Annotated in this window: 12 protein-coding genes; 6 read left to right on the top strand and 6 right to left on the bottom strand. The window is 67.9% G+C overall.

Annotated elements, in window-relative coordinates; translation table 11 throughout:
- Positions 1-97: 97 nt before the first annotated feature.
- From dhaK to LLH23_03745, 3 genes are all read left to right on the top strand, one after another.
- Entirely contained in the window at positions 98-1,099 is a 1,002-nt protein-coding gene (dhaK, locus tag LLH23_03755; GenBank protein MCE5237588.1) for a dihydroxyacetone kinase subunit DhaK, read from the top strand.
- A 189-nt stretch (positions 1,100-1,288) separates the two neighbouring features.
- A complete protein-coding gene (locus LLH23_03750) occupies positions 1,289-1,930 on the top strand; it encodes a DAK2 domain-containing protein (GenBank protein MCE5237587.1) in 642 nt (213 codons plus the stop codon).
- 18 nt (positions 1,931-1,948) lie between these two features.
- Positions 1,949-4,042: a hypothetical protein gene (locus LLH23_03745; GenBank protein MCE5237586.1), complete on the top strand. Its 2,094-nt coding sequence runs from the start codon at positions 1,949-1,951 to the stop codon at positions 4,040-4,042.
- Positions 4,043-4,109: 67 nt separating this feature from the next.
- Here the strand turns inward: LLH23_03745 and LLH23_03740 are convergent, their stop codons facing one another.
- From LLH23_03740 to LLH23_03730, 3 genes are all read right to left on the bottom strand, one after another.
- Complete coding sequence (locus LLH23_03740; protein MCE5237585.1) at positions 4,110-4,748, bottom strand: prepilin-type N-terminal cleavage/methylation domain-containing protein; 639 nt, start codon at positions 4,746-4,748, stop codon at positions 4,110-4,112.
- Between the two features lie 135 nt (positions 4,749-4,883).
- A complete protein-coding gene (locus LLH23_03735) occupies positions 4,884-7,922 on the bottom strand; it encodes a LamG domain-containing protein (GenBank protein MCE5237584.1) in 3,039 nt (1,012 codons plus the stop codon).
- A 176-nt stretch (positions 7,923-8,098) separates the two neighbouring features.
- Positions 8,099-9,487, bottom strand: coding sequence for a hypothetical protein (locus LLH23_03730; protein MCE5237583.1), 1,389 nt, complete (start codon positions 9,485-9,487; stop codon positions 8,099-8,101).
- Between the two features lie 308 nt (positions 9,488-9,795).
- On the opposite strand from LLH23_03730, the gene LLH23_03725 reads away from it, so the two are divergent.
- The 3 genes from LLH23_03725 (at position 9,796) to LLH23_03715 (ending at position 16,831) form a co-directional block, all read left to right on the top strand.
- Positions 9,796-10,425, top strand: a complete 630-nt coding sequence (locus LLH23_03725) for a DUF1559 domain-containing protein (protein MCE5237582.1) — start codon at positions 9,796-9,798, stop codon at positions 10,423-10,425.
- A 178-nt stretch (positions 10,426-10,603) separates the two neighbouring features.
- On the top strand, positions 10,604-11,878 hold the full coding sequence (locus LLH23_03720; protein ID MCE5237581.1) for a DegT/DnrJ/EryC1/StrS family aminotransferase: 1,275 nt from the start codon (positions 10,604-10,606) through the stop codon (positions 11,876-11,878).
- 156 nt (positions 11,879-12,034) lie between these two features.
- Positions 12,035-16,831 carry a PQQ-binding-like beta-propeller repeat protein gene (locus LLH23_03715; GenBank protein ID MCE5237580.1) on the top strand — a complete coding sequence of 1,599 codons (4,797 nt, stop codon included), beginning with the start codon at positions 12,035-12,037 and terminating at the stop codon, positions 16,829-16,831.
- A 265-nt stretch (positions 16,832-17,096) separates the two neighbouring features.
- On the opposite strand, the gene LLH23_03710 is transcribed toward LLH23_03715, so the two are convergent.
- The 3 genes from LLH23_03710 to LLH23_03700 are packed head-to-tail and all read right to left on the bottom strand — an operon-like array spanning position 17,097 to position 19,415.
- Positions 17,097-17,957 (bottom strand): hypothetical protein, encoded by an 861-nt coding sequence (locus tag LLH23_03710; GenBank protein ID MCE5237579.1) that lies wholly within the window; start codon positions 17,955-17,957, stop codon positions 17,097-17,099.
- Positions 17,958-18,011: 54 nt separating this feature from the next.
- Positions 18,012-18,710, bottom strand: a complete 699-nt coding sequence (locus LLH23_03705) for a 4Fe-4S binding protein (protein ID MCE5237578.1) — start codon at positions 18,708-18,710, stop codon at positions 18,012-18,014.
- 36 nt (positions 18,711-18,746) lie between these two features.
- Complete coding sequence (locus LLH23_03700; protein MCE5237577.1) at positions 18,747-19,415, bottom strand: metalloregulator ArsR/SmtB family transcription factor; 669 nt, start codon at positions 19,413-19,415, stop codon at positions 18,747-18,749.
- Positions 19,416-19,656: the final 241 nt, after the last annotated feature.

Genomic DNA, 19,656 nt, shown 5'->3' with positions numbered 1-19,656 from the left:
TGGCAGCGCAGGTGCCGGGCGCGCGAGCGGTGAACACTGGGGCGCTGGCTCGCAACTGGCCGGGGCGCCGCGTCCTGCGCCCCCACGGAGGCAACCCATGAAGAAGCTCATCAACGACCCGGAAGCCTTTGTCGAGGAGACCATCGAGGGTATCCTCGCGGCACACCCGACGCACCTCAAGCGCGTGCCGGACACGCCGCGCGGGCTGATGCGCGTTGACGCCCCCGTGGCGGGCAAGGTCGCCCTCGCTACCGGCGGGGGCTCGGGCCATATCCCCGTCTTCCTGGGCTATGTCGGGCCCGGCTTGTGCGACGGCGTGTCCATCGGCAATGTCTTCTCCTCGCCCTCGATTGACGCCATGGTCGCCGTCACGAAGGCCATCCACAGCGGCGCCGGGGTGCTGTACCTGTACGGCAACTACGGCGGTGACATCATGAACTTTGACATGGCCGCCGAGATGTGCGAGATGGAGGACATCCGCGTCGCGACGGTTCGCATGCGCGATGACGTCGTCTCCGCCCCGCCCGAAAGCGAGGGCAAGCGCCGTGCCGTGGCCGGGCTGTTCTTCGGCTACAAGATCGTCGGCGCGCGCGCCGAGGAAGGCGCCTCGCTCGACGAGGTCGTCGCCACCGCGGAGAAGGTCGTCGCCAGCACCCGCAGCATGGGTGTCGCGCTCTCCCCGTGCATCATCCCGGCCGTCGGCAAGCCCACGTTCACCCTCGGCGAGGACGAGATGGAGCTGGGCATGGGCATCCACGGCGAGCCGGGCATTCAGCGCGGCAAGCTGCAGACGGCCGACGAGGTCGCGACCGTGATGACCGAGCGTGTGCTGGCCGACCTGCCCTTCCAGTCCGGGGATGAGGTCGCGGTCCTCGTCAACAGCCTGGGCGCCACGCCGCCCGAGGAGCTGTACCTGCTCTACCGCCGCGCCCACGAGGTCATCACCGGGCATGGCCTCACGATCCACAAGGCCTTCGTCGGGGAGTACGCGACCTCGATGGAGATGGCGGGAGCGTCGGTGACGCTGTGCAGGCTGGATGAGGAACTCAAGCGCTGCCTGGACGCCCCGGCGCATTCGCCGTTCCTGTTGCAGGGGTAGACAAACGGCGTCCTCACCCCTACCCCTCTCCCTCGCGCTCGGTGAGGCTGAGCGCTCCGGAGAGGGGGACCTCGTGCGACCACTCTGTGGCTTCGAAGCTACAAGGAGAACGGACGCCTCCCCTCTCCGGAGCGGAGCGAGGGAGAGGGGCAGGGGTGAGGAGCCGTTGCCGTCCAGAAGGAGACACCCGTGAAGCAATCACTGACCCTCGCCGACTTCCAGCCCCTGGCCACCAAGCTCGCGGCCGGTCTGGCGGCGGCGCATGACGAGATCACCGCCCTCGACGCCGCCACCGGCGACGGCGACCTCGGCGTCACCTGCCGCCTGGGCCTGCAGGCGGTCATCGAGTCCCCGGGCGAGGCCGCCGGGAGCCTCGCCGACGCCCTCCTGAAGGCCGGTATGGCCTTCAACTCGGCGGGAGCCTCCACGTTCGGGGCCCTGGTCGCCACCGCAGTTATGCGCGCGGCGAAGGTCGCCAAGGACGGCGGGCTGGCGGAGTGGGATCTGGCCGCGATCGTCGCGGCCGGGGAAGCGGCCATCGCCGGACTGCAGCAGCGCGGCGGGGCGCAACAGGGAGACAAGACACTGGTGGATGCGCTCATCCCGGCGGTGGGGGCGCTGAAAGAGGCGGAAGCCGGCGGGGCTTCACTCGCGGACGCCTGCGCCGCGGCGGCGGAGGCCGCGCAGGCCGGCGCGGAGAGCACCACTCCTCTGCAGGGGAAGTTCGGCCGGTCGGCCTGGTTCCAGGAGCGCAGCATCGGTGTCCAGGACGCCGGGGCGACGGTCGTGGCCGTGGTCGTGCGCGCGGTGGCCGACTACGTCAACGAGTGACCCCCGGAGGGAGTGGCCATGCGGACCATGACTGCAGTGCTGCTGTCGGGAGGGGTGCTCATGCTGCTCAGCCAGGCTCTGGCCCAGAACGCCCCGATTGACCTCGCCAGGCTGCGCGCCATGCGCCGCGAGGCGGCCCATCGCCCCCGCCGCATGATCTTCAACAACGACGGCGATGATGTCATCTACACCAGGAAGGAGCCGACCCCCGAGGCGCTCCTGGCCCTGCGCACCACCCCCCTGCTCGGCAGTCAGGTGGACAGCATCTTCTACAGCAACTCGATGTGCTTCGGCTGGGCGCTGCACCACAGCGCTGTGTTCCCGCCCTTCGTCTCGCGCGAGGACTTGTGCAAGGACAACGGCATGCCCGATTACTTGCGGGTGGGCCTGGACCCGATCAAGGTCATGGCCGACTTCTGCCATGCCCACGGGATCGAGATCTTCTGGGACATGCGCATGAATGACACGCATGACGCGGGGCTGACGGGCTACGGCCCCATCATGCTGCCGCAACTCAAGAAGGACCACCCGGAGTACCTCGTCGGCGCGCCGGACCACCAGCCGCCCTATGGCACCTGGTCGTCAGTGAACTACGCGGTGCCGGAAGTGCGCGATCTGTGCTACCGGTTCTTCGAGGAGGTCTGCCAGCGATTCGACGTGGACGGGGTGGAGATGGACTTCTTCCGCCACGCCTGCTTCTTCAAGAGCGTCGCGTGGGGCGGGGAGGCCTCGGACGAAGAGCGCGACATGATGACTGACCTCGTGCGCCGCATTCGCGCCATGACCGAGCGCGAGGGGATGCGCCGCGGCCGCCCGATCCTCATCGCCATCCGCGTGCCGGACTCTGTCGAGTACAGCCGCGCCCTCGGCCTGGACATCGAGCGGTGGCTGCAGGAGGGGCTGGTGGACGTGCTCTCGGGCACGTGCTACTTCCGGCTCAACCCGTGGGAGACCCTCATCGATCTGGGGCACAAGTACGATGTGCCTGTCTACCCGTCGCTCAGCGACTCGCGCGTCCTGGGCGAGACGCGCTTCCGGCGCAGCAGCCTGGAGAGCTACCGGGCCCGCGCCGCCAATGCCTGGGCCGCGGGCGCCGATGGCATCTACATCTTCAACTACTTCAACCCGCGCGGCCCCATCTGGCGCGAGCTAGGCGACCCGCAGGCCCTCAAGACCAGGGACAAGCTCTACTTCCTGACGGTCCGCAACGGCCCGCCCGAGTCCTATCTCAAGGGCGGGTCACGCTACCGCACCGTCCCGGTGCTCACGCCCGTCAACGGTCACCTGCTCGAAGCCGGCCGTCCGCAGGCCTTCGACCTGGTCGTAGCTGAGGATTTCACGCAGGCCGTCAAGCCGACGGTCATCTGCCACGTGCGTGCCGTCAGCCCCGTGCCGCCGCAGGTGGCCCTGAACGATCACACCCTCGCCAACCCGACCGTGAAGGAAGACTGGTATGATTACCCCGTGCCGCTGGAGGCGCTGAAGTTCCGCCAGAACCGGGTTGTCCTCACCGCGCCCGAAACGGTGCCACCGGGCGATGACCAGTGGATGATCTCCTGGGAGAGCGACAAGTTGCCGGGGCCGGCCTGGCAGCGGATCGGCGGGGCGAAGGGGTGCGTCATCGAACTGCAGGACGGCAAGTTGCTCATTGCCGACCGCAGCACGGTTGGGGACAGCTACCACTACTTCCGCTATCCGGCCTTCATTGACCCCGCGCGCGAGACGGTCATCGAGGCCCGACTCAAGACGATTTCCAGCGAGAGCAGCATCCTGGTCGAGAACGGCATCACCGGGGATCAGGTGCAGTTCTTCCCCGATCATGTCTGCATGCGTCACGCGCGGGTCAGCACGAACGTCCGCACCGACGACGACTTCCACACCTACCGGATCGTGACCAAGGGCCAGGATCTGCTCATTCATATGGACGGCAGGCTGATCCTGGACGGGACGGGGAAGTTCACCAACCCGGCGCCGGCGGGCGGGCGCAGCGGGATGATGTTCGGCGCGTCCAACAGCGGCACGCTCGGGGAGGGCCTGTGGGAGATGGTCCGTGTCCGCAACCCGGCGGTCACGCTGCTGGATGTGGTGGTGGGGGTCACCTACCCGAAGTAGCGATCGGCTGTGCGCTGGTAGACCCATGGGGAACAGCTGCGGATCGGGCAGCGGCCGGGCCGGGGCGTCAGTAGTTCCGGTAGTGGTAGCCCAGGCTGATCCGGTTGTCGGGCAGCAGGGCGAAGATCCCCGCAGTGTGTCGCTGCTCCTTCACCCACTTGGCGTGACCATCGCCGTAGACGCAGTTGCCGCCACCGTGATGGACCGCACCCCAGTGACCGTCATTGACGAAATCGCCCCAGCTGCCGCCGCCTATGTAGCGGGGGTAGTCGAAGGAGTGGTCGCCGGCCTCATCGCCCTCCCACATGAGAACCGTCTCCGCCGGGCGAGTCAGCACGTTGTCGCTGTTGACCGCCTGGAAGATCACCCCATTGGCGAAGTAGGTGCAACTCACTCCGCCGATGTTGCCGGTGACCCGGGAGGAAGGACAGCGCCAGATCTGGGCGTTCTTGATGTAGGCGTTCAGAATGACGACTGCACTCAGACGGCTGTCCACGGTAACGTTGTGCCAGAAGGGCGGGTATGTCTCATCGTAGTCGGGGGTGTACGACGCGATGGCGGCCCCGATCTGGCGGACGTTGCTCAGACAACTCACCTGTCGCGCCTTCTCGCGGGCCCGCGCAAAGACCGGGAACAGTATGGCGGCCAGGATCGCGATGATCGCGATCACAACCAGCAACTCGATCAGTGTGAAGCCGTGGCGCATGGCTCCCTCCCTGGTGTCGCAAGGTGCTCACCAAGGGTTGTTCCCCAATCCCTTCCATATTCCTCCTCTTCTGTTGCGTATTCGTTTGGTATTGTCTCGCAGCGACGGCGAGCCAGTGCTCCCTCCAACGGGCCGCTACGGCGTCTCCAGCACCGGCTGCACTTCCACGAAGCTGACCATCATCTCCTGCCCCACCGGGCCGCCCGGCGTGTCGGGCTTCGCCCAGTCGCTCAGGCTCAGCCTCGCGGTCGGGCCCTGCGCGCGGAACTGTAGCCAGTGGTAGGTCATCCACAGCGGGGCCTGCATGGTGAACGGCTGCGGCCCCCGGGCGCTGCGGAAGGGGTAGGCAAAGCCACCGGGCTGCACCTCGGCCCCCTCGAGCCCGATGGCGAGGACCTGCTGGTCCTTGCGCGTCTTGCCGGCCTTGAGGTCGGCGTAGTCACCCGTGTAGACCTTCAGTGAGTACAGCCGCCCCGGCTTCAGGCCCTGCAACTCCTGGCTCAGCACGTTCGGGCCCTTGGCGCTGCGCTTCAGCAGGGCGAAGGTGTCGCCGAAGGCCCCGCCGGGGTAGCGCCCCTGCAGGATGCCGTAGCCCTTGAAGGCCCCGGCGGTGATGCCCCCCTCTTCCGCCGGAGCGACTTGCCAGTGCTTCGTCCCCTCCACGAAGTCCGGGTCGGTCACATGACGCAACTCGTACGGGTCGGTCAGCAGCCGCTCCGTCTTGCCCTCGAGGCAGTAGTGCCGCAACAGCCGCCCCATGCAGTTGAGAATCTCCTCGTCCACGTAGTTGGAGCGGTAGGGCTGCACGCCCCACAGGCCGAAGTACGCCGGGTGGTTGGCCAGCAGGTTCATCTGCATGTCCAGATGCACGCGGAAGTCCGCCTGGGGGTAGCAGTTGGTGGTGCAGTACGGCAGGTAGGCATACATCGGGGTGAAGATGGCCTGGCGGATGGAGCCGGGGTAGGCGTGCTCGTAGCCCTGGGCGCGGTCCACGAAGCTGGCGGCGATGCTCTCGGCGTTCTGTTGCTCAGTCGGCGACTCGCCCAGGTAGACCTCGATCGAGAATGGCCAGCCTGCTCCGACGGTAGCCTTGTGGAAGAGCACCGCCGCCTCGTTGCCGTACATCCGCCCCACGAACGGGATCCACATCTTGCCCCGGAAGGCGGGGTCCTCGGCCAGCCGCGCGACGGACTGCGCCGTGGTCCGGAGCAGCTTCTGGTCCATCCCGGCGTCGTACTCGTCAATCTGCAGGCCGGAGAACTGGGTCAGGTCATAGCCGGGCCGCGGCGCCCACGCGGTCGGCTTGCCCGGGTTCAGCCACACCTCCAGCATCTTCTCGGCCGTCCACTCGGTCTTGTCGAGCAGCCCCGGAGCCTGGATGTTGGCGATCCAGAGTTTGCCCTGCGCGGTCCACTCGGCCTGCTCCGGCGTGCCCACCACCTGGGCCTCGATCATGTTCATGTTCGGGAGCGTGTGCCGGCGCAGCCGCTCCCACGTGTTGGCGCCGAAGGGCGCGATCTGCGGGGACGAAGGATAGACGTTGTACAGCAGGGCCGGGACGGCGCGCACCTGCACAGCGGTCGGCACGCCGCTGACCGTCAGCACATGCTTCCCCGCCGGCAGCAGCCGCATGGCCTCGACCGGCGACGACGACTGCCCTGTGAGCAGGTCCGCGCCGTCGAGCTTCAATCCGCACTGTCCCGTCGCACTGAACCACACCCACCCGTGGCGGGGGTTCATGAAGGCGATCTGCTTGCTGCCGAGCAGACCTCGCGCCTGCGCGTCCATCAGCTCGGTCACGAGGTTGTTCAGCACGCGCAGTTGCTGCTTGTCGGTGGGCAGGACGGTGGCCAGGGCCTGCGTGGCGACGACCTCCCTCCCGGCGCCGTTGACGAAGCTCACGGTCACCTCGTAGGCGCCCCACGGCAGGGCCTCCACGTTGAGCGCCAGGGCCAGGCGGTTCTCCTGCAGCCGGAACTGACGGGTCAGGGCCGTCTTGCGGGTCTCCCGTGAGACGAGGACAACGCGCACCGCCCCGCGGCGGACCTGCGCCATCGGCATGGCCAGGGCGATGTTCAGCCTCACCTGGTCGGTCCTTCCCGGCTTCATCTGCTTCTGCCAGGCATCCAGCACGTGCACCTGCAGCGGCTCCACGACGAGCTGGGCGGCTGTGTCCACCGGCTGCACGTCCGCTGTGTCGCCGCGACGGGTCGTGAAGGTCACCTTCTGCTGCTCGGGCGGGGCCTCACACAGGAATAGGTCGGTGCGGCTGCGCCACAGTGGCGTCAGCGGCACGTGCCCCAACGCCACGTCAGCCTGCGCGCCGGGCTGGATCTGCAGCCGCTGTGTCGGCTGGCCGGGCACCGCGACCTCGAGGTCGCGCGGGGCCTGGCTCCAGTTGCGCACGGGTACGGACACCACCCCGGCTGGCGTGCCGGCGTCAGCATCGCAGAGCACCTGCGCCTTGCCGATCTGCAGGTCTGCGCCGGCCTGGAACAGCTCCGTCACTTCGGCGGCGGTCAGCGCCCGCGAGTAGAGCCGGATGTCGTCGAGGTCGCCCTGGAAGTACCCGTTGTAGAACCAGCCGGTGAGACGCTCCTTCGTCGGCGCCTTGCTGATCGGCAGAGGCATGGGCATCTGCGCGACCTGCTGCCCGTCCACGTACATCGTCGCCACCTTTGCCGTCGAGGCGCAGGTGACGACCACATGCTTCCAGGTGCCGTTGAGCAGGCTGTTAGGGGCCAGGAGCGAGGCATTGCGCGTCCCGTCGGCCCATTCGAACCGCAGGTAGCCGTAGCCGTCCATGCGCAGGTTCAGGTTGCGCTCCACGCCCAGGCCGGTGTCGCCGATGATGATGCGGTTGGTCTTGGGCTCGACCGAGGAGTCCGTCTTGAGCCACACGGCGAGGGTAAGGTCGCCGCTCAGGTTCATGCTGTCCAGTTCGCCGTACCGCGCGACGTCGTCCTTGCCGTCAAAGCGGAGCGCATGGCCGCGCGGTGAGGGCACCCACGCGGTGTTCTTCAGGGCCGCGTCGTGCCCGTGGCCGGTGAGGTCCCGGGCCACGTCGCCGGTGCCCTCATCGAAGCTCCAGTGCGCCACGAGGCCCCCCTCGGCGGCGGCGCTGAGGGTGGCTGCCAGGATGATGAGACAGCCGATGAGCAGTGTCCTTGTCATCGCGATCATCTCCCAGTCACAGACGGGTTGCGGCACCAGTTGTGCGAGAGTCGCCGTGCCAGTAGCGGGGACACCCGCGGTCCCAGTAGCGCGGGCGGCCTCGCCCGCGTTCCGGGGGCCGGGCAGGCGAGGCCGCCTGCCCTACTGGGCCCAGAGATGCTCCCCTAGCGGACCGCCTACGTGTAGTGCAACTGCGCCGAGGCCGTGCACGACTGGCTGGCCCGGAAGCGCACCCAGTGGGCACTGAAGCCCGGCTCGAAGCAGTAGGTCACCGACCCGTTGGCCCCGGCGGTCACCTGCCGGGCCACGTGCCACTCGCCATCGCCGTGGAAGTCCACCTCGATCACGAACGTCACCAGCCCGGGGTGGTCGTGGCTGAAGTGGACGCACTTGTGCTCGAAGCCGGTCATCAGGAAGGGATCGGAGGGAACCTCGGCCTGGACGGGTGTGCGGAACCACGGGCCGCCCCAGCCCCGCGGCTTGCCCCACTGCCACAGGTCGTCGCTCTTGCCCAGCCACAGGTTCGCCTGCGGCTGGCCGACGAAGGGGTTGCTGTCGCCGATGGGTGTCGTCTGGTCGCCGGCCATGACCAGCAGCCCGTTCCACGAGCAGAAGTCGCCGATGATGCGCAGGTGCGAGCACACCGGCCGCACGCCCCACACCTTGCCCGCGTACTGCATCGCCGGCAGCTCGTAGAACATCCCGCAGGTGTTCATCAGCCAGCGCTCCGACTCGATCTCGCGGATGCGGGGCCATTCGGTGGTGAAGGTGTGGTCCTGGGTGTGCGTGGCCTTGGGCAGGCGGTAGACGTCCCAGTGGCCGTCCACGAACACCCGCAGGATGGCCGAGGCGCGGTCCTGGCCGGTGGCGAAGGTGGCCTGCCCGATGCCGGACACGGCGCCCGTGACTTCGTTGTACTGGGCGGTGTCGAGGATCGTCCAGGTGCGGCCGTCCCACTCCGCCAGCCGCCCCTGGGCCGAGGCCCCCGTGTAGTCGAGGTTGTTGTAGGTGTTGTTGGCGACGACGAGGCGCCCGTGGGCGCAGTACGCCCCCTTCATGTGCAGCACCGAGTAGCCCGGCTCCCCCGGTCGGGCGGTGTTCAGCTCCTGGAGCAGGTCGGCGATCTGCCGGCACTCGAGGGTCCGCACGTTGGCCTCGAACAGCTCCCCCTCCATGCCCAGCATGTAGACGAGGTGCTCGGGGTCTTCCAGGTGCTGGGCGGTGGCGGTAATCCGGATGTCCACCAGGTCGCGGAAGGTCCGCACGTGGCCCTCCATGTCAATGACATGCGGGCCGATGATGAGCTGGTCGGTGGCCTTGTGGATCATGCGGTTGGCGTAGGTGCCCACGACGCTCTCGGGGTGCTTGGTGAGCGTCAGGTTGTCATCCACGCAGAACAGCCCGGTGCCGCTGCCACTGGCGGACTTGTGGGCGACATAGGTGACGAACCAGAGCCGGTCCGCCCAGGGCATGAGGGCCCCGATGCCGGTCTCGGTGCGCTGGGGCAGGTGCCCGGCCTTGACGGCCAGGTGGGGGAAGACGCCGCTGATGTTCGGGCTGGTCATGGTGGATCTCTCCGTGGTCTGGTTGCGGCCTGGCGTCTTGTTCAAGGCATGCGCAGGAATTCCCTTCCGCAGGCAGGAGGAATTGGCAGGAGGACAGAATACCTACTACACAGATGAGAGTCTGTCGTGGTCTGCAAGCCCTGTGGGTTGCCTGTGCGACGGCCTTGGATGGCCATGGCGAATGGTTCTCGACGCAGGCGCTCGTGGGCCCGGCGTATGGCAACGCAGCCTGCCTGTACGATAGCCTGTGAGCCGCTAGGTACAGGGCGCCTTTGGGGCGTCCATACTGCGAGAGGAGAGCGCCTATCATGTCCAGACGTGGCTTTACGCTTATCGAGCTATTGGTCGTGATCGCGATCATCGCGATCCTGGCCGCCATTCTGTTTCCCGTGTTCGCCAAGGCCCGTGAGAAGGCCCGCCAATCGTCCTGTCTGTCGAACACGAGGCAGTTGGCACTGGCTATCCTGCAGTACGTGCAGGACAATGACGAAGTGTTCATGTACGCCAACCTCAACCCGCCGGGGACCTACTGGTACGTTGCTGCCGCACCGTACATGAAGAGCACCCAGATTCTACAGTGCCCCAGCAGGCGCGGCGCAGTAGACTATGGGTACAACATGGACTACCTGGGGTACTCGTGGGGAACGGCTGGTACGCAGGTCGGAGGCGTGGGCTTAGGCACCATCAAGTCGCCAGCGGAGACCGTCATGCTGTCCGACTCAAACGCCGCCTACTCGCTCTACGGTGGCCGTACCAGCGGCGGCAGTCCCCGGTATGACACCAACAGCTACAACGGCTGGGACCCGCTGAATCCCAGCGGCGGCGCGGCCATGCGCCACAACAGCGGGTCCAACCATGCCTTTGTGGACGGCCACAGCAAGTGGCTGGCCGCGACCTATGTCCGTGGCGCCGGGTCCAGCATCTGGGACGCCAACTAGCCCGACTGGACACACCTCGTGGTCTCCTCGGGGCCCGTCACCAGACGGGCCCCTTTTGTCTGCGGGGGCAGGAGGTCCTTCTCGGGCCCCGGGGGAACATGGCCCGGCCGAACAGGCAAGCAAGGGCTGTGGGGCCCGCCAGGGCCCCGCCCCATGTGCATTCAGGAGGAAGAACCCAATGTCCAAGCTCGCGCTCGAAGGTGGCCCGCGCGTCGTTCCCGAGGGAGCGGTAGGCACCTGGCCGCCTCTGACTCAAGCCGACCGCGATGCGGTCATGGCTGTCTTTGACAGTAACCAGCTCCACGGCAACTCCGCCCCCCGCGCTCTCGAACTGCAAGAGCGATGGGCCCAGTACTGCGGCACCAAGTACGCCCTCGTCACCAACAGCGGCACCGCCTCGCTGCACATGGCCGTGGCCGCCGCCGGCCTGGGACCGGGCGATGAGGTTATCACCAGCGCCTTCACCTACTGGTCCACCGCCGCCGCCGTGCTCCACCACAACGCCATTCCCACCTTTGTGGACATTGACCCGAAGACCTACACGATGGACCCGGCGCTGATCGAGGAGCGCATCAACGACCACACCCGGGCCATCCTGCCGGTGCACATCCACGGCATGGTCGCCGACATGGACCCGATCAACGCCGTCGCCAAGAAGCACGGCCTGGTGGTCATCGAGGACGCCTGCCAGGCCCACGGCGCCGAGTACAAGGGCGCCAAGACCGGCGCGCTGGGTGACATCGGCTGCTTCTCGTGCAACCGCAGCAAGAACCTGTCGGGCGGCGAGGGCGGCCTGTGGACGACGAACAACGAGGCCTACCGCACCCATGCCTCGATGCTGCGCGAATTCGGTGAGGTCGTCGTCGCCGGCCAGGTCCGCGAGTACAACGCCTACGGCCTCGGCTGGATGTACCGCCCGCACGAGTTCATCAATGCCTTCATCCTCAGCCAGCTCGACCGCCTGGACGACTACAACGCCCAGCGCCGCCAGTTCGCCGACTATCTGACCACCGAGCTGACCGGCATCCCCGGCTTCGAGGGTCCGTACACGCCCGACTACGCCAACCCGTGCTACTTCAGCTATGTCGTGACCTTCAAGCCCGAGGAGTTGGGGCTGGACCTGACGCCGGCGCAGTGGAAGCGCGCCTCGCAGAAGGCCCTGGCGGCCGAGGGTGTGGGCCTGGGGCAGTGGCAGACGCGCCCGGTGCCGGCCCAGGACGTCTTCCACGACCGCATCGGCTACGGCAAGGGCTGTCCGTGGACCTGCCAGTACGGCCGCGGGAACATCCAGTACGACGAAGACTACCCACGCACGGTGGACTTCATTGACGCGCACGCCTATCTCGGCGGCGTCTACCCGCCCAACACCATGGCACTGATGCAGCAGTACGTGGACGGCTTCCGCAAGATCAGCGAGAACGCCACCCGCGTCGTGGAGTTGGCGCAGGCGTAGTCGCGACCGGGACCGCGGGCTGCCGGCCCGCAGCGGTGTAGGCAGGCCGTGGGGTTCGCCCCACGGCCTGTTCCGTTCCACCACGGGCAGGGCCGGACGCCCGCCGCGCGGAACTACTCCTGCGCAATCCGAACAGGCACAATGCCGGAGGCTACCATGAGAACACTCGCCATCATCGCGGGCTTGCTCGCGCTCTCCCTGGCCGGGGCCCAGCCGCAGCCGCAGGCCCTGAGCACCTGCGACGCCCTGACAGGTTGGGCCGTCGGGAACGCGGGCAAGGCTCCCGAGACGAAGCTGGAGATCAGCCAGGACGCGCGGTTCATCGCCGAGGGCAAGGGCGCCCTGCACGCCTCCACCGTCTCGCCCAAGGACGCCACCGGCAACTCGTACCTGAGCGTCATCCTCACGACCGCCCCGGTGGACATGAGCGGCAAGGCGCTGCTCTTCGAGGCGGCGACGACCGACCCCAAGATCACCCAGGCGCTCTACGTGCGCGGCTATGACGCGAAGGGCAATGCGGTCCTGAGCTGGCTAAGCTGGGCCGGGCCGCTGAAGGGCGACAAGACCACCTTTGAGCTGGCCCCCGGCGTCAGCCTCGGGCCGCTGCAGTGGGAGCCGGGGGTCATCAAGAGCGACGACCGCCGTGCCATCGTCAAGTGGGAGTTCTATGTCGGCGCCCACGATCCGGGAGTGCCGTTCGATCTGTATCTGGACAATCTGCGCCTTGTGCCCAGTGAGGTGAAATCGTTCGTGGATACCAAAGAGGCCCACCCGCTGCAGCGCCAGACTCCGCTGCTTGAAAAGGGCGCCCTGCAGATCGCGATCGTCGCTCCGTCAGACCCCGCCTGGCAGGCCGTCGCCGCGGAGCTGGCCGCCGGGCTGGAGAAGGCCCTCGGCCAGAAGCCACCGGTGGCCGCAGGTGATGGGCCTGAAGCCCTCAAGCCCCCGGCCACCCATGTCGTGCTCCTGGGCAATGTCGGCAACAATCGGGCGATGCTCTACCCATACTCGCACTACATGATGACCGCGGACGGCAACTTCCCCGGCGCCGGCGGCTATGAGCTGCGGACCCTCAGCGACCCCTGGGGCAACAAGCGCAATGCCGTGATCATCGGCGCCACGGACGCGGCCGGGGGCAAGGCTGGTGTTGCGGCCTTCCTGAAGGCAGTGGCGGCGGCCAAGTCGGCGGGGCCCGATGACTCGGTGGTCCTGCCCCGCCTGCTCGAGGTTCAGCCCTCCCCTGAGGCCCGCGCCCGCTTCGGCGCCTTCGACGCCCAACTCGATGACAAGTGGGTCGCCGCCCAGCAGGAGAGCGCCCAGAAGGCGCTGGAAGCCGGGGCGCACACCGGCCTGCTCGGCACGATGTCCTCGATCGGTGAGCAGTACATCGTCACCGGGCGCGACGAGTACGCCAGGCAGTTCGTGTGGCTGGCCCGCAAGGCCAAGCAGTGGCGCGACGGCAAGCCGACGACCTTCGGCGGGCCGTGGGGCATGGACTCGGACTTCATGGGCCATCGCGTCATCCCCATGTGGGCCAGCGTAGAGCAATCCCCCGCCCTGACCGACCAGGACCGCCTCGAGGTCAGCCGGATTCTGTTTGAGTACGTCCGGGAGGCCGCGCTGCCCGAGGGCAGTGGCGCTGCCGCCAGCGCGAAGGCCGGCCACTCGGTCTCCAACCACGGCACCTTCGCCGCCCTGGCCACCTTCCTGGCCGGCGAATACTTCAGCAAGTACTACGACTCGGCTGAGGCCCGGCAATGGCTGCAGATCGGGGAGAACTGCTTCGGCAACCTCGCCAAGACCGCCAAGGCCCACGAGGACTGCAACGGCTACCAGTGGCTCACCAACAGCCACGTCATGCGCTACGCCCTGACCCGGCCGAACTTTGCCGTCTTCGAGAACGGCAACGCCCGCACCATCGCCAACTATGCCATCCTGACCATGAACAACCTGGGCTACCAGGTGCCCTACGGCGACACCGGCGCGTGGGTCTGCTGGTTCAGCGAGCTGCCCGTGCTGCGCATGGCCGAGTGGTTCTACCGCGACGGCACGTACCGCTGGTGCGTGGACAAGAAGCTCCAGGTGCGCCAGTCCCGGCCGCTGTGGGAGTACGATCCCGGCGGCACCGCCAAAGAGCCCACGGACCTCGCCGCCTTCGACGCGATCCCGCTCGACGAGCACTGGTACAAGTCCGCCGGCGGAGAGAAGAGCGGTGTGACGCTGGACCATGCCTGCGACAAGATCGCCTTCCGCGACAGCTTCGACCCCCAGCGGGCCTTCCTGCTGCTGGACGGGCTGTCCAACGGCGGCCACCGCCACATGGACGGCAACGCGGTGCTGCAGTGGACGCAGAACGAGCGCGTCTGGATCGCCGACGCCGACTACATCAAGTCCCTGCCCAAGTACCACAACGGGGTGCTGATCCTCAAGGACGGCCAGTCGGCGACCATCCCCGACTTCGTCGAGGTGGAGCATGTGACCGACCTGCCCTCGGCGGCCGTGTCGGTGACGACCTACCGCAACTACGCGGGCGTGGACTGGCGCCGCAACATCATCTGGCTCAAGGACCGGATGTTCATCGTGGCCGACCAGATGGTGGCGAAGCAGGCGGGCGACTACAGCTTCCGCGCCATCTGGCAGACCGTCGGCAACGCCAAGATCAACGGCAGCGCCATGGATGTGGAGCAGGGCGGGCAGTGGGCGCGCTTTGCGACCACGGCCGATGCCCGAGTGCTGCTGGACGATGACGCGCTGACCGGCGCGAACTGGGCCAGCTACCCGTATGCCGGCAAGCCCGTCGTGCGGGTGATGCAGAGCGTGTTCAACAAGTCCCTGCAGGCCGGGCAGACGTTCAACCTCTTCACCGTCCTGCAGGCCTCGGGCGACAAGCCCTCGCAACTGAAGATCGCGCGCGTGGGCGACAACCTGGCGGTCATCTCGGGCGCAGGCGACCCGGTGATGGTGGGCCTGCCGGACAAGGACGGTCGCATTGCGCTGCTGGGCCAGGCGCAGGGGACGCTGGGAGCGGCGCTGTTCACCCCGGAGAAGGGAATTGCCGTGGGCGTCCGCGATGCAGCCCTGTTCGGCGGGCAGGGGAAGTTCCCGGAGGGGGCCGATGCCGAGGTGAACCTGGCCAACGGTGAGATCGTGGCGAAGACCCCGGCGCGGACGAGCCCGCGCACCCAGCAGCAGGTCAGCCGGTCCACCAGCCCCATCCAGGCCCCGGCCGAGGAGATCCGCGGCTTCATGAACATGGCTGTGGCCACGGCCACGCCCACGGCGCCCGCGGGTGGCGCCGCGACACAGGGCCCGGCTCTCCAGCCGCTGTGGTCGTACGCGCAGAAGCTCACCTCCTACCTGCTGACCAACAACCCCAACGCCTTCGAGGCGGTCGAGGCCGGGCTGAAGCTGTCCTGCAGCCCCGAGCCCCTGCCGCAGAACGTCTTCTCGGGGGACAAGACCAACACGCTGGACAACCTCGTGGACGGTGAGCTGCTGAGCACCGATGGCGGGGTCATGTGGGCCGACGACCAGCCGGTCACGATTGACCTGGCCCTCGACAACGTCTACGACCTGCAGCGCCTCGTGCTGAAAGCCTGGTTCGCGACCTCCTCCAGCAAGGGCAAGCTCTTCCAGCTCGGCAAGCTGCAGCTTGTGGGCAGCAATGACGGCTTCAAGGCGGACCGGCGCGTGCTGGCTGAGCTGACCGACACGGCCGACCACGCCAACTGGGGCCTGCCGGCCCACATGCCCGAGACGTATGCGTTCGAGCTGTCGGGCAAGGCGAAGCAACTGCGGCTGTCTCTGACCCCGCGTTCGGGCACGGCCATCTACGTTGCCGAGTTGCAGCTCTGGGGCAGCCGCCCGGGCCTGGAGATTGACCTGGCGAAGAAGCAGGCCGCTGGAGTGCCGACCCATATGTTCCAGGCGCTGCAGACGGCCGACCTCAACGGCGACGGCAGCAACGAGCTGCTGGCCGGGAGCAGCGATGGCACCGTGACCTGCTTCACCGGCGAGGGCAAGCTGCTGTGGAAGACCGACTGCGGCGCGCCGGTCAACGCCCTGGCAGGCGTGGACTTCGCCGGTGACGGCAAGCGCACGGTCGTCGCCGCCTGCATGAACTCCCGGCTGGTGGCCCTCGACGGCCAGGGCAAGCAGCTCTGGGTGTTCACCCCGCAGTTCTACAAGGAGGCGGCGCACTTCCGCGTGGTCCTCCCGGCGGACCTGCAGGGCAACGGCAAGCAAGCCGTCGTGGCAGGCGCGGACAACTGGCACTACTACGCCGTGGATGCGGCCGGCAAGCAGATCTGGCGCTACGAGAGCGTCCATGGCTCCACCGCCGGCGCCGCCGCCGACCTCGACGGCGACAAGAAGGACGAGATCATCGCCGGCACCGAGTACTACTGGTGGCATGTCATCAACCCCGACGGCTCGCGGCGCTTCGGCTACAACACCAAGGGCCCGACGGCCAATGCGGCCGCGGCGGGCGATGTGGACGGCGACGGCAAGCAGGAGGTCTTCTTCGGCGGGGCTGACACGATGGTCCATGCCCTCACCGAAGCCGGCAAGCTCCTGTGGACCTTCAACACCGGCGACGAGGTCGAGGCGGTGCAGTGCGCGGATGTGAACGGGGATGGCAAGGCGGAGGTGCTGGTGGGGTCGCTCTCGTTCAACCTCTACTGCGTGGACGGGACGGGCAAGATGCTCTGGCGGCAGGACCTGGGCAGCCCGGTCAAGACGCTGGCGCTGGCGAAGGCCGGCGGCAAGCTCGTCGTGGCTGCGGGCTGTGAAGATGGCTCGATCCGCGTGCAGGATGCCGCCGACGGCAAGCCGGTCGCGCAGTACACGGCGAAGGCTGCGGTGCTCAAGATGGTGGCCTGTCAGGCGCAGGGCCGTCCGGCGCTGGCGGTCTCGACGGGCGACGGCAACCTGGTGGTCCTGCCGCTGCCGTAAGGGCCGTGCCGAACCGAGGACGCGAACGAAAGTGGGAGGGCCCAGGTTGGGCCCTCCCACTGTTTCTCCAGATCGCGCGGCGCCGTGACTTGATGTCTGCAGGCGTCGTCTGCGCTGTACAGTAGCGCGGGCGGCCTCGCCCGCGCCTCGGGGCTGGGCAGGCGAGGCCGCCTGCCCTACTGGTCCTATCCGCGGGCAGGCGAGGCCGCCTGCCCTACTGGTCCTGTCTGAGAGCCGGCGAGGCCCCAAGCAGGCCGCGCGGCGCTCAAAAAACGATGAAGCCGCCGCCGTACGCCGTGTAGTCGGGGATGGCCGGGGCATCGCCCCAGGTCAGGGCGGGCACCTGCACGCCTGCCTCCAACTGCAGCAGCTTCCCCTGCTTGCCCGGGCGGACGTACTGCACGCCGGGGCTGAGCGACACGGTCGTCGCGCCGGTAGTCGCCTCGGCGCCCTTGGTCTCGCCCTCGTAGCGCCCGTTCATCTCCCACACGAACTTCCACGGGCTGTGACCGACGGGGTGCTCGCCCGCCACGTTCAGGAAGACGGCGTCTCCGGGGTTGCGGTTCAGGTCGCCGCGCCGGCCGGTGATGGTGAAGCCGGTGCTGGCGTAGTAGGTGGCGTCGCCCACACCCTTCTCCCACAGGTGGATGACCGACCAGTCCGTCGTGCCGGAACCGGTCGCCAGGGCGGCGGGCGTGCCGCGCGTGTCGCCGGTGTCCAGCTTCAGCGACAGCGCCCAGGCCCGGCGGCTCCGCTGCTCCCGGTTGTCATAGTACTTGCTCTTGACCAGCAGCGTGATGTCGCCCAGGTCGTCATTGTCCAGGGCCGAGCCGCTGGCCGTCGTGACATGCTTGGACACCCACGGGATGTCCGCAAACACGGTCACGTTGTCCTGGAGGCCGTAGCGGATGCGGGTGTGGAGCGTCAGGGCGCTGAAGTCCTGTGCCGTGCTCAGCGGCTCCCGCTCGTCGTCCACCAGCGCGTCGTTGAACTGACTGTACAGCACGTGCTCCTCCACCCGCCACTTGCCGGCGGGCAAGGTGCGCGGGTCCTGCGTGAACCACGGGGTCGCAGAGGCCGCGGAGGCCAGTGTGATCCCGATCAGTGCCAACCAGGTGCTGCGCATGAGACATCTTCCTTTCTGTCGCGTGTTGCGGTCGCCGGCCGAGGCGGCCGGGGGTCAGGCCGCCTTATCCCAACTGAGCGCTGCCTTCGGGCACTTGGCCACGCAGGCCGAGCACTTCAGACAGTCGCCATGTTCCATCTGTCCGATCTCTTTGTGGCTGGAGGGGCTGAGCTGCATTGGGCAGGCCCGGTCGCAGGCTCCGCACGATACGCAGGCGTTGCTGACCTGCAGGGGGCGCCGGCGCTTGCCGATCCAACTGGCCATGCTGCCCATCGGGCAGAAGGTGCACCAGGTACGCGGGTGGATGAACACCGCCAGCACGATCCCCAGCAGCGTCGTCGCCAGCAGGAGCTTGACGAACACGAAGCCCATGGCCGCCGCATCGCCCCATACGCGGCTGAGTTGGAAGGCCATCATGCCCATGACGAAGGCCAGGGCGAAGACCCGGAAGCCGGTGGAGCGCAGGAACTTCGGCAGGCGTCGCTTGGGGCTCAGGGGCTTCATCACCACATCGAAGAACGTGCCGCGCGGGCAGAAGTCGCACCAGGTGCGCCCGCGGGTGAAGGCCAGCCCGACTGAGGCGCCCATGCAGATGAGCACCGCGTAGCCAAGGGGCTGATACAGGAAGCCCCCGATGATCGCGAGGGGCAAGGCCAGCCACAGCAGGCGCTTCAGGCGCCGCCGGCGGTCATACGCGACCTGGTTGGCCGCGCGCGTTGTCTTCACATCAGTTGGGTTGAGTTCACAAGCCATGGTCATGCTCCTTCCGCGCGCCTGTCCCCGGCGCGACTACGCCGTCTCTACAGCTACCCCCGCCGCCTGCAGCTCGCGGAGCCCCTCCTCCACGTACCGGGCGTCATACCCGTGCCGCTGCAGCAGGTCCACCGCCTGCCGGGCCATCAGGCAGTACTGGCCGCGGCAGTAAGCCACGATGGGCCGGTCCTTGGGCAGCTCCGCCAGCCGGTTCTCCAGCTCGTCCAGGGGCATCGGTACCGCGCCCGGCAGGTGCCCGGCCTGGTACTCCTCGGCCGGGCGCACATCCAGCACGACCGCGTCGCCCTCGCGCAGGCATTCCCGGACGTCCGTGGCCTTCAGCCGCCCCAGGTGCCCGCGCTCCTCCGCGACCTGCCGCCGCAACTGCTCCACCTCCGCCAGCCGATGCTGGGCCACCAGGCGCAGGTCCTGCAGCAGCGTGTAGACGGTCTCGTCCGCCAGGCGGTAGGTCACGTACAGGCCGTTCTTCTCGGCCTCGACCAGCCGCGCGGCCCGGAGCACCTGCAGGTGCTGGGAGGCGCTGGCCACGGACATGGCCACGCGATCCGCCAGGACCTCCACGGTGCGGGGGGCCTGCACGAGCAGATCGAGCATCATCAGCCGCTTGGGATGGGCCATGGCCTTGGTGAGGCGGGCGAGCTGCTCGTAGATGGCATCGCGATAGGCGCGGCAGGGGCTGGACATGGTGTGCTCTCGCCTATTCAAGTGATTTCTTAAATAGAATAGCAATGGGGCGACGCCCTGTCAAGACCCTATCTTGATCCGATGCAGGTCAGTAGCGCGGGCCTCCAGCCCGCAGAGGCGGCCCATGCGGGGAGGGGGCGCGGCGTGTCGCGCATGCGGCGCTCAACGGCACGACCTGGAGGAGGGAGGGGGAGCCGGAGTCCACGGGTGGAGCAGGCCTGCGGCCTGCTCCACCCGTGGC

This window comes from bacterium (assembly GCA_021372615.1).
Classification (GTDB): Bacteria; Armatimonadota; Zipacnadia; order Zipacnadales; family UBA11051; genus JAJFUB01.
The sequence above is the reverse complement of the archived record's forward strand: the minus strand, read 5'-3'. Positions and strand labels throughout refer to the sequence as shown.

Bases quoted from the DNA above. Each gene is read 5' to 3' on its own strand.
- LLH23_03705 (MCE5237578.1), bottom strand. From the start codon at position 18,710: ATGGCTTGTGAACTCAACCCAACTGATGTGAAGACAACGCGCGCGGCC.
- LLH23_03725 (MCE5237582.1), top strand. From the start codon at position 9,796: ATGTCCAGACGTGGCTTTACGCTTATCGAGCTATTGGTCGTGATCGCG.
- LLH23_03730 (MCE5237583.1), bottom strand. From the start codon at position 9,487: ATGACCAGCCCGAACATCAGCGGCGTCTTCCCCCACCTGGCCGTCAAG.
- LLH23_03740 (MCE5237585.1), bottom strand. From the start codon at position 4,748: ATGCGCCACGGCTTCACACTGATCGAGTTGCTGGTTGTGATCGCGATC.
- LLH23_03735 (MCE5237584.1), bottom strand. From the start codon at position 7,922: ATGACAAGGACACTGCTCATCGGCTGTCTCATCATCCTGGCAGCCACC.
- LLH23_03720 (MCE5237581.1), top strand. From the start codon at position 10,604: ATGTCCAAGCTCGCGCTCGAAGGTGGCCCGCGCGTCGTTCCCGAGGGA.
- LLH23_03710 (MCE5237579.1), bottom strand. From the start codon at position 17,957: ATGCGCAGCACCTGGTTGGCACTGATCGGGATCACACTGGCCTCCGCG.
- LLH23_03715 (MCE5237580.1), top strand. From the start codon at position 12,035: ATGAGAACACTCGCCATCATCGCGGGCTTGCTCGCGCTCTCCCTGGCC.
- LLH23_03700 (MCE5237577.1), bottom strand. From the start codon at position 19,415: ATGTCCAGCCCCTGCCGCGCCTATCGCGATGCCATCTACGAGCAGCTC.
- dhaK (MCE5237588.1), top strand. From the start codon at position 98: ATGAAGAAGCTCATCAACGACCCGGAAGCCTTTGTCGAGGAGACCATC.
- LLH23_03745 (MCE5237586.1), top strand. From the start codon at position 1,949: ATGCGGACCATGACTGCAGTGCTGCTGTCGGGAGGGGTGCTCATGCTG.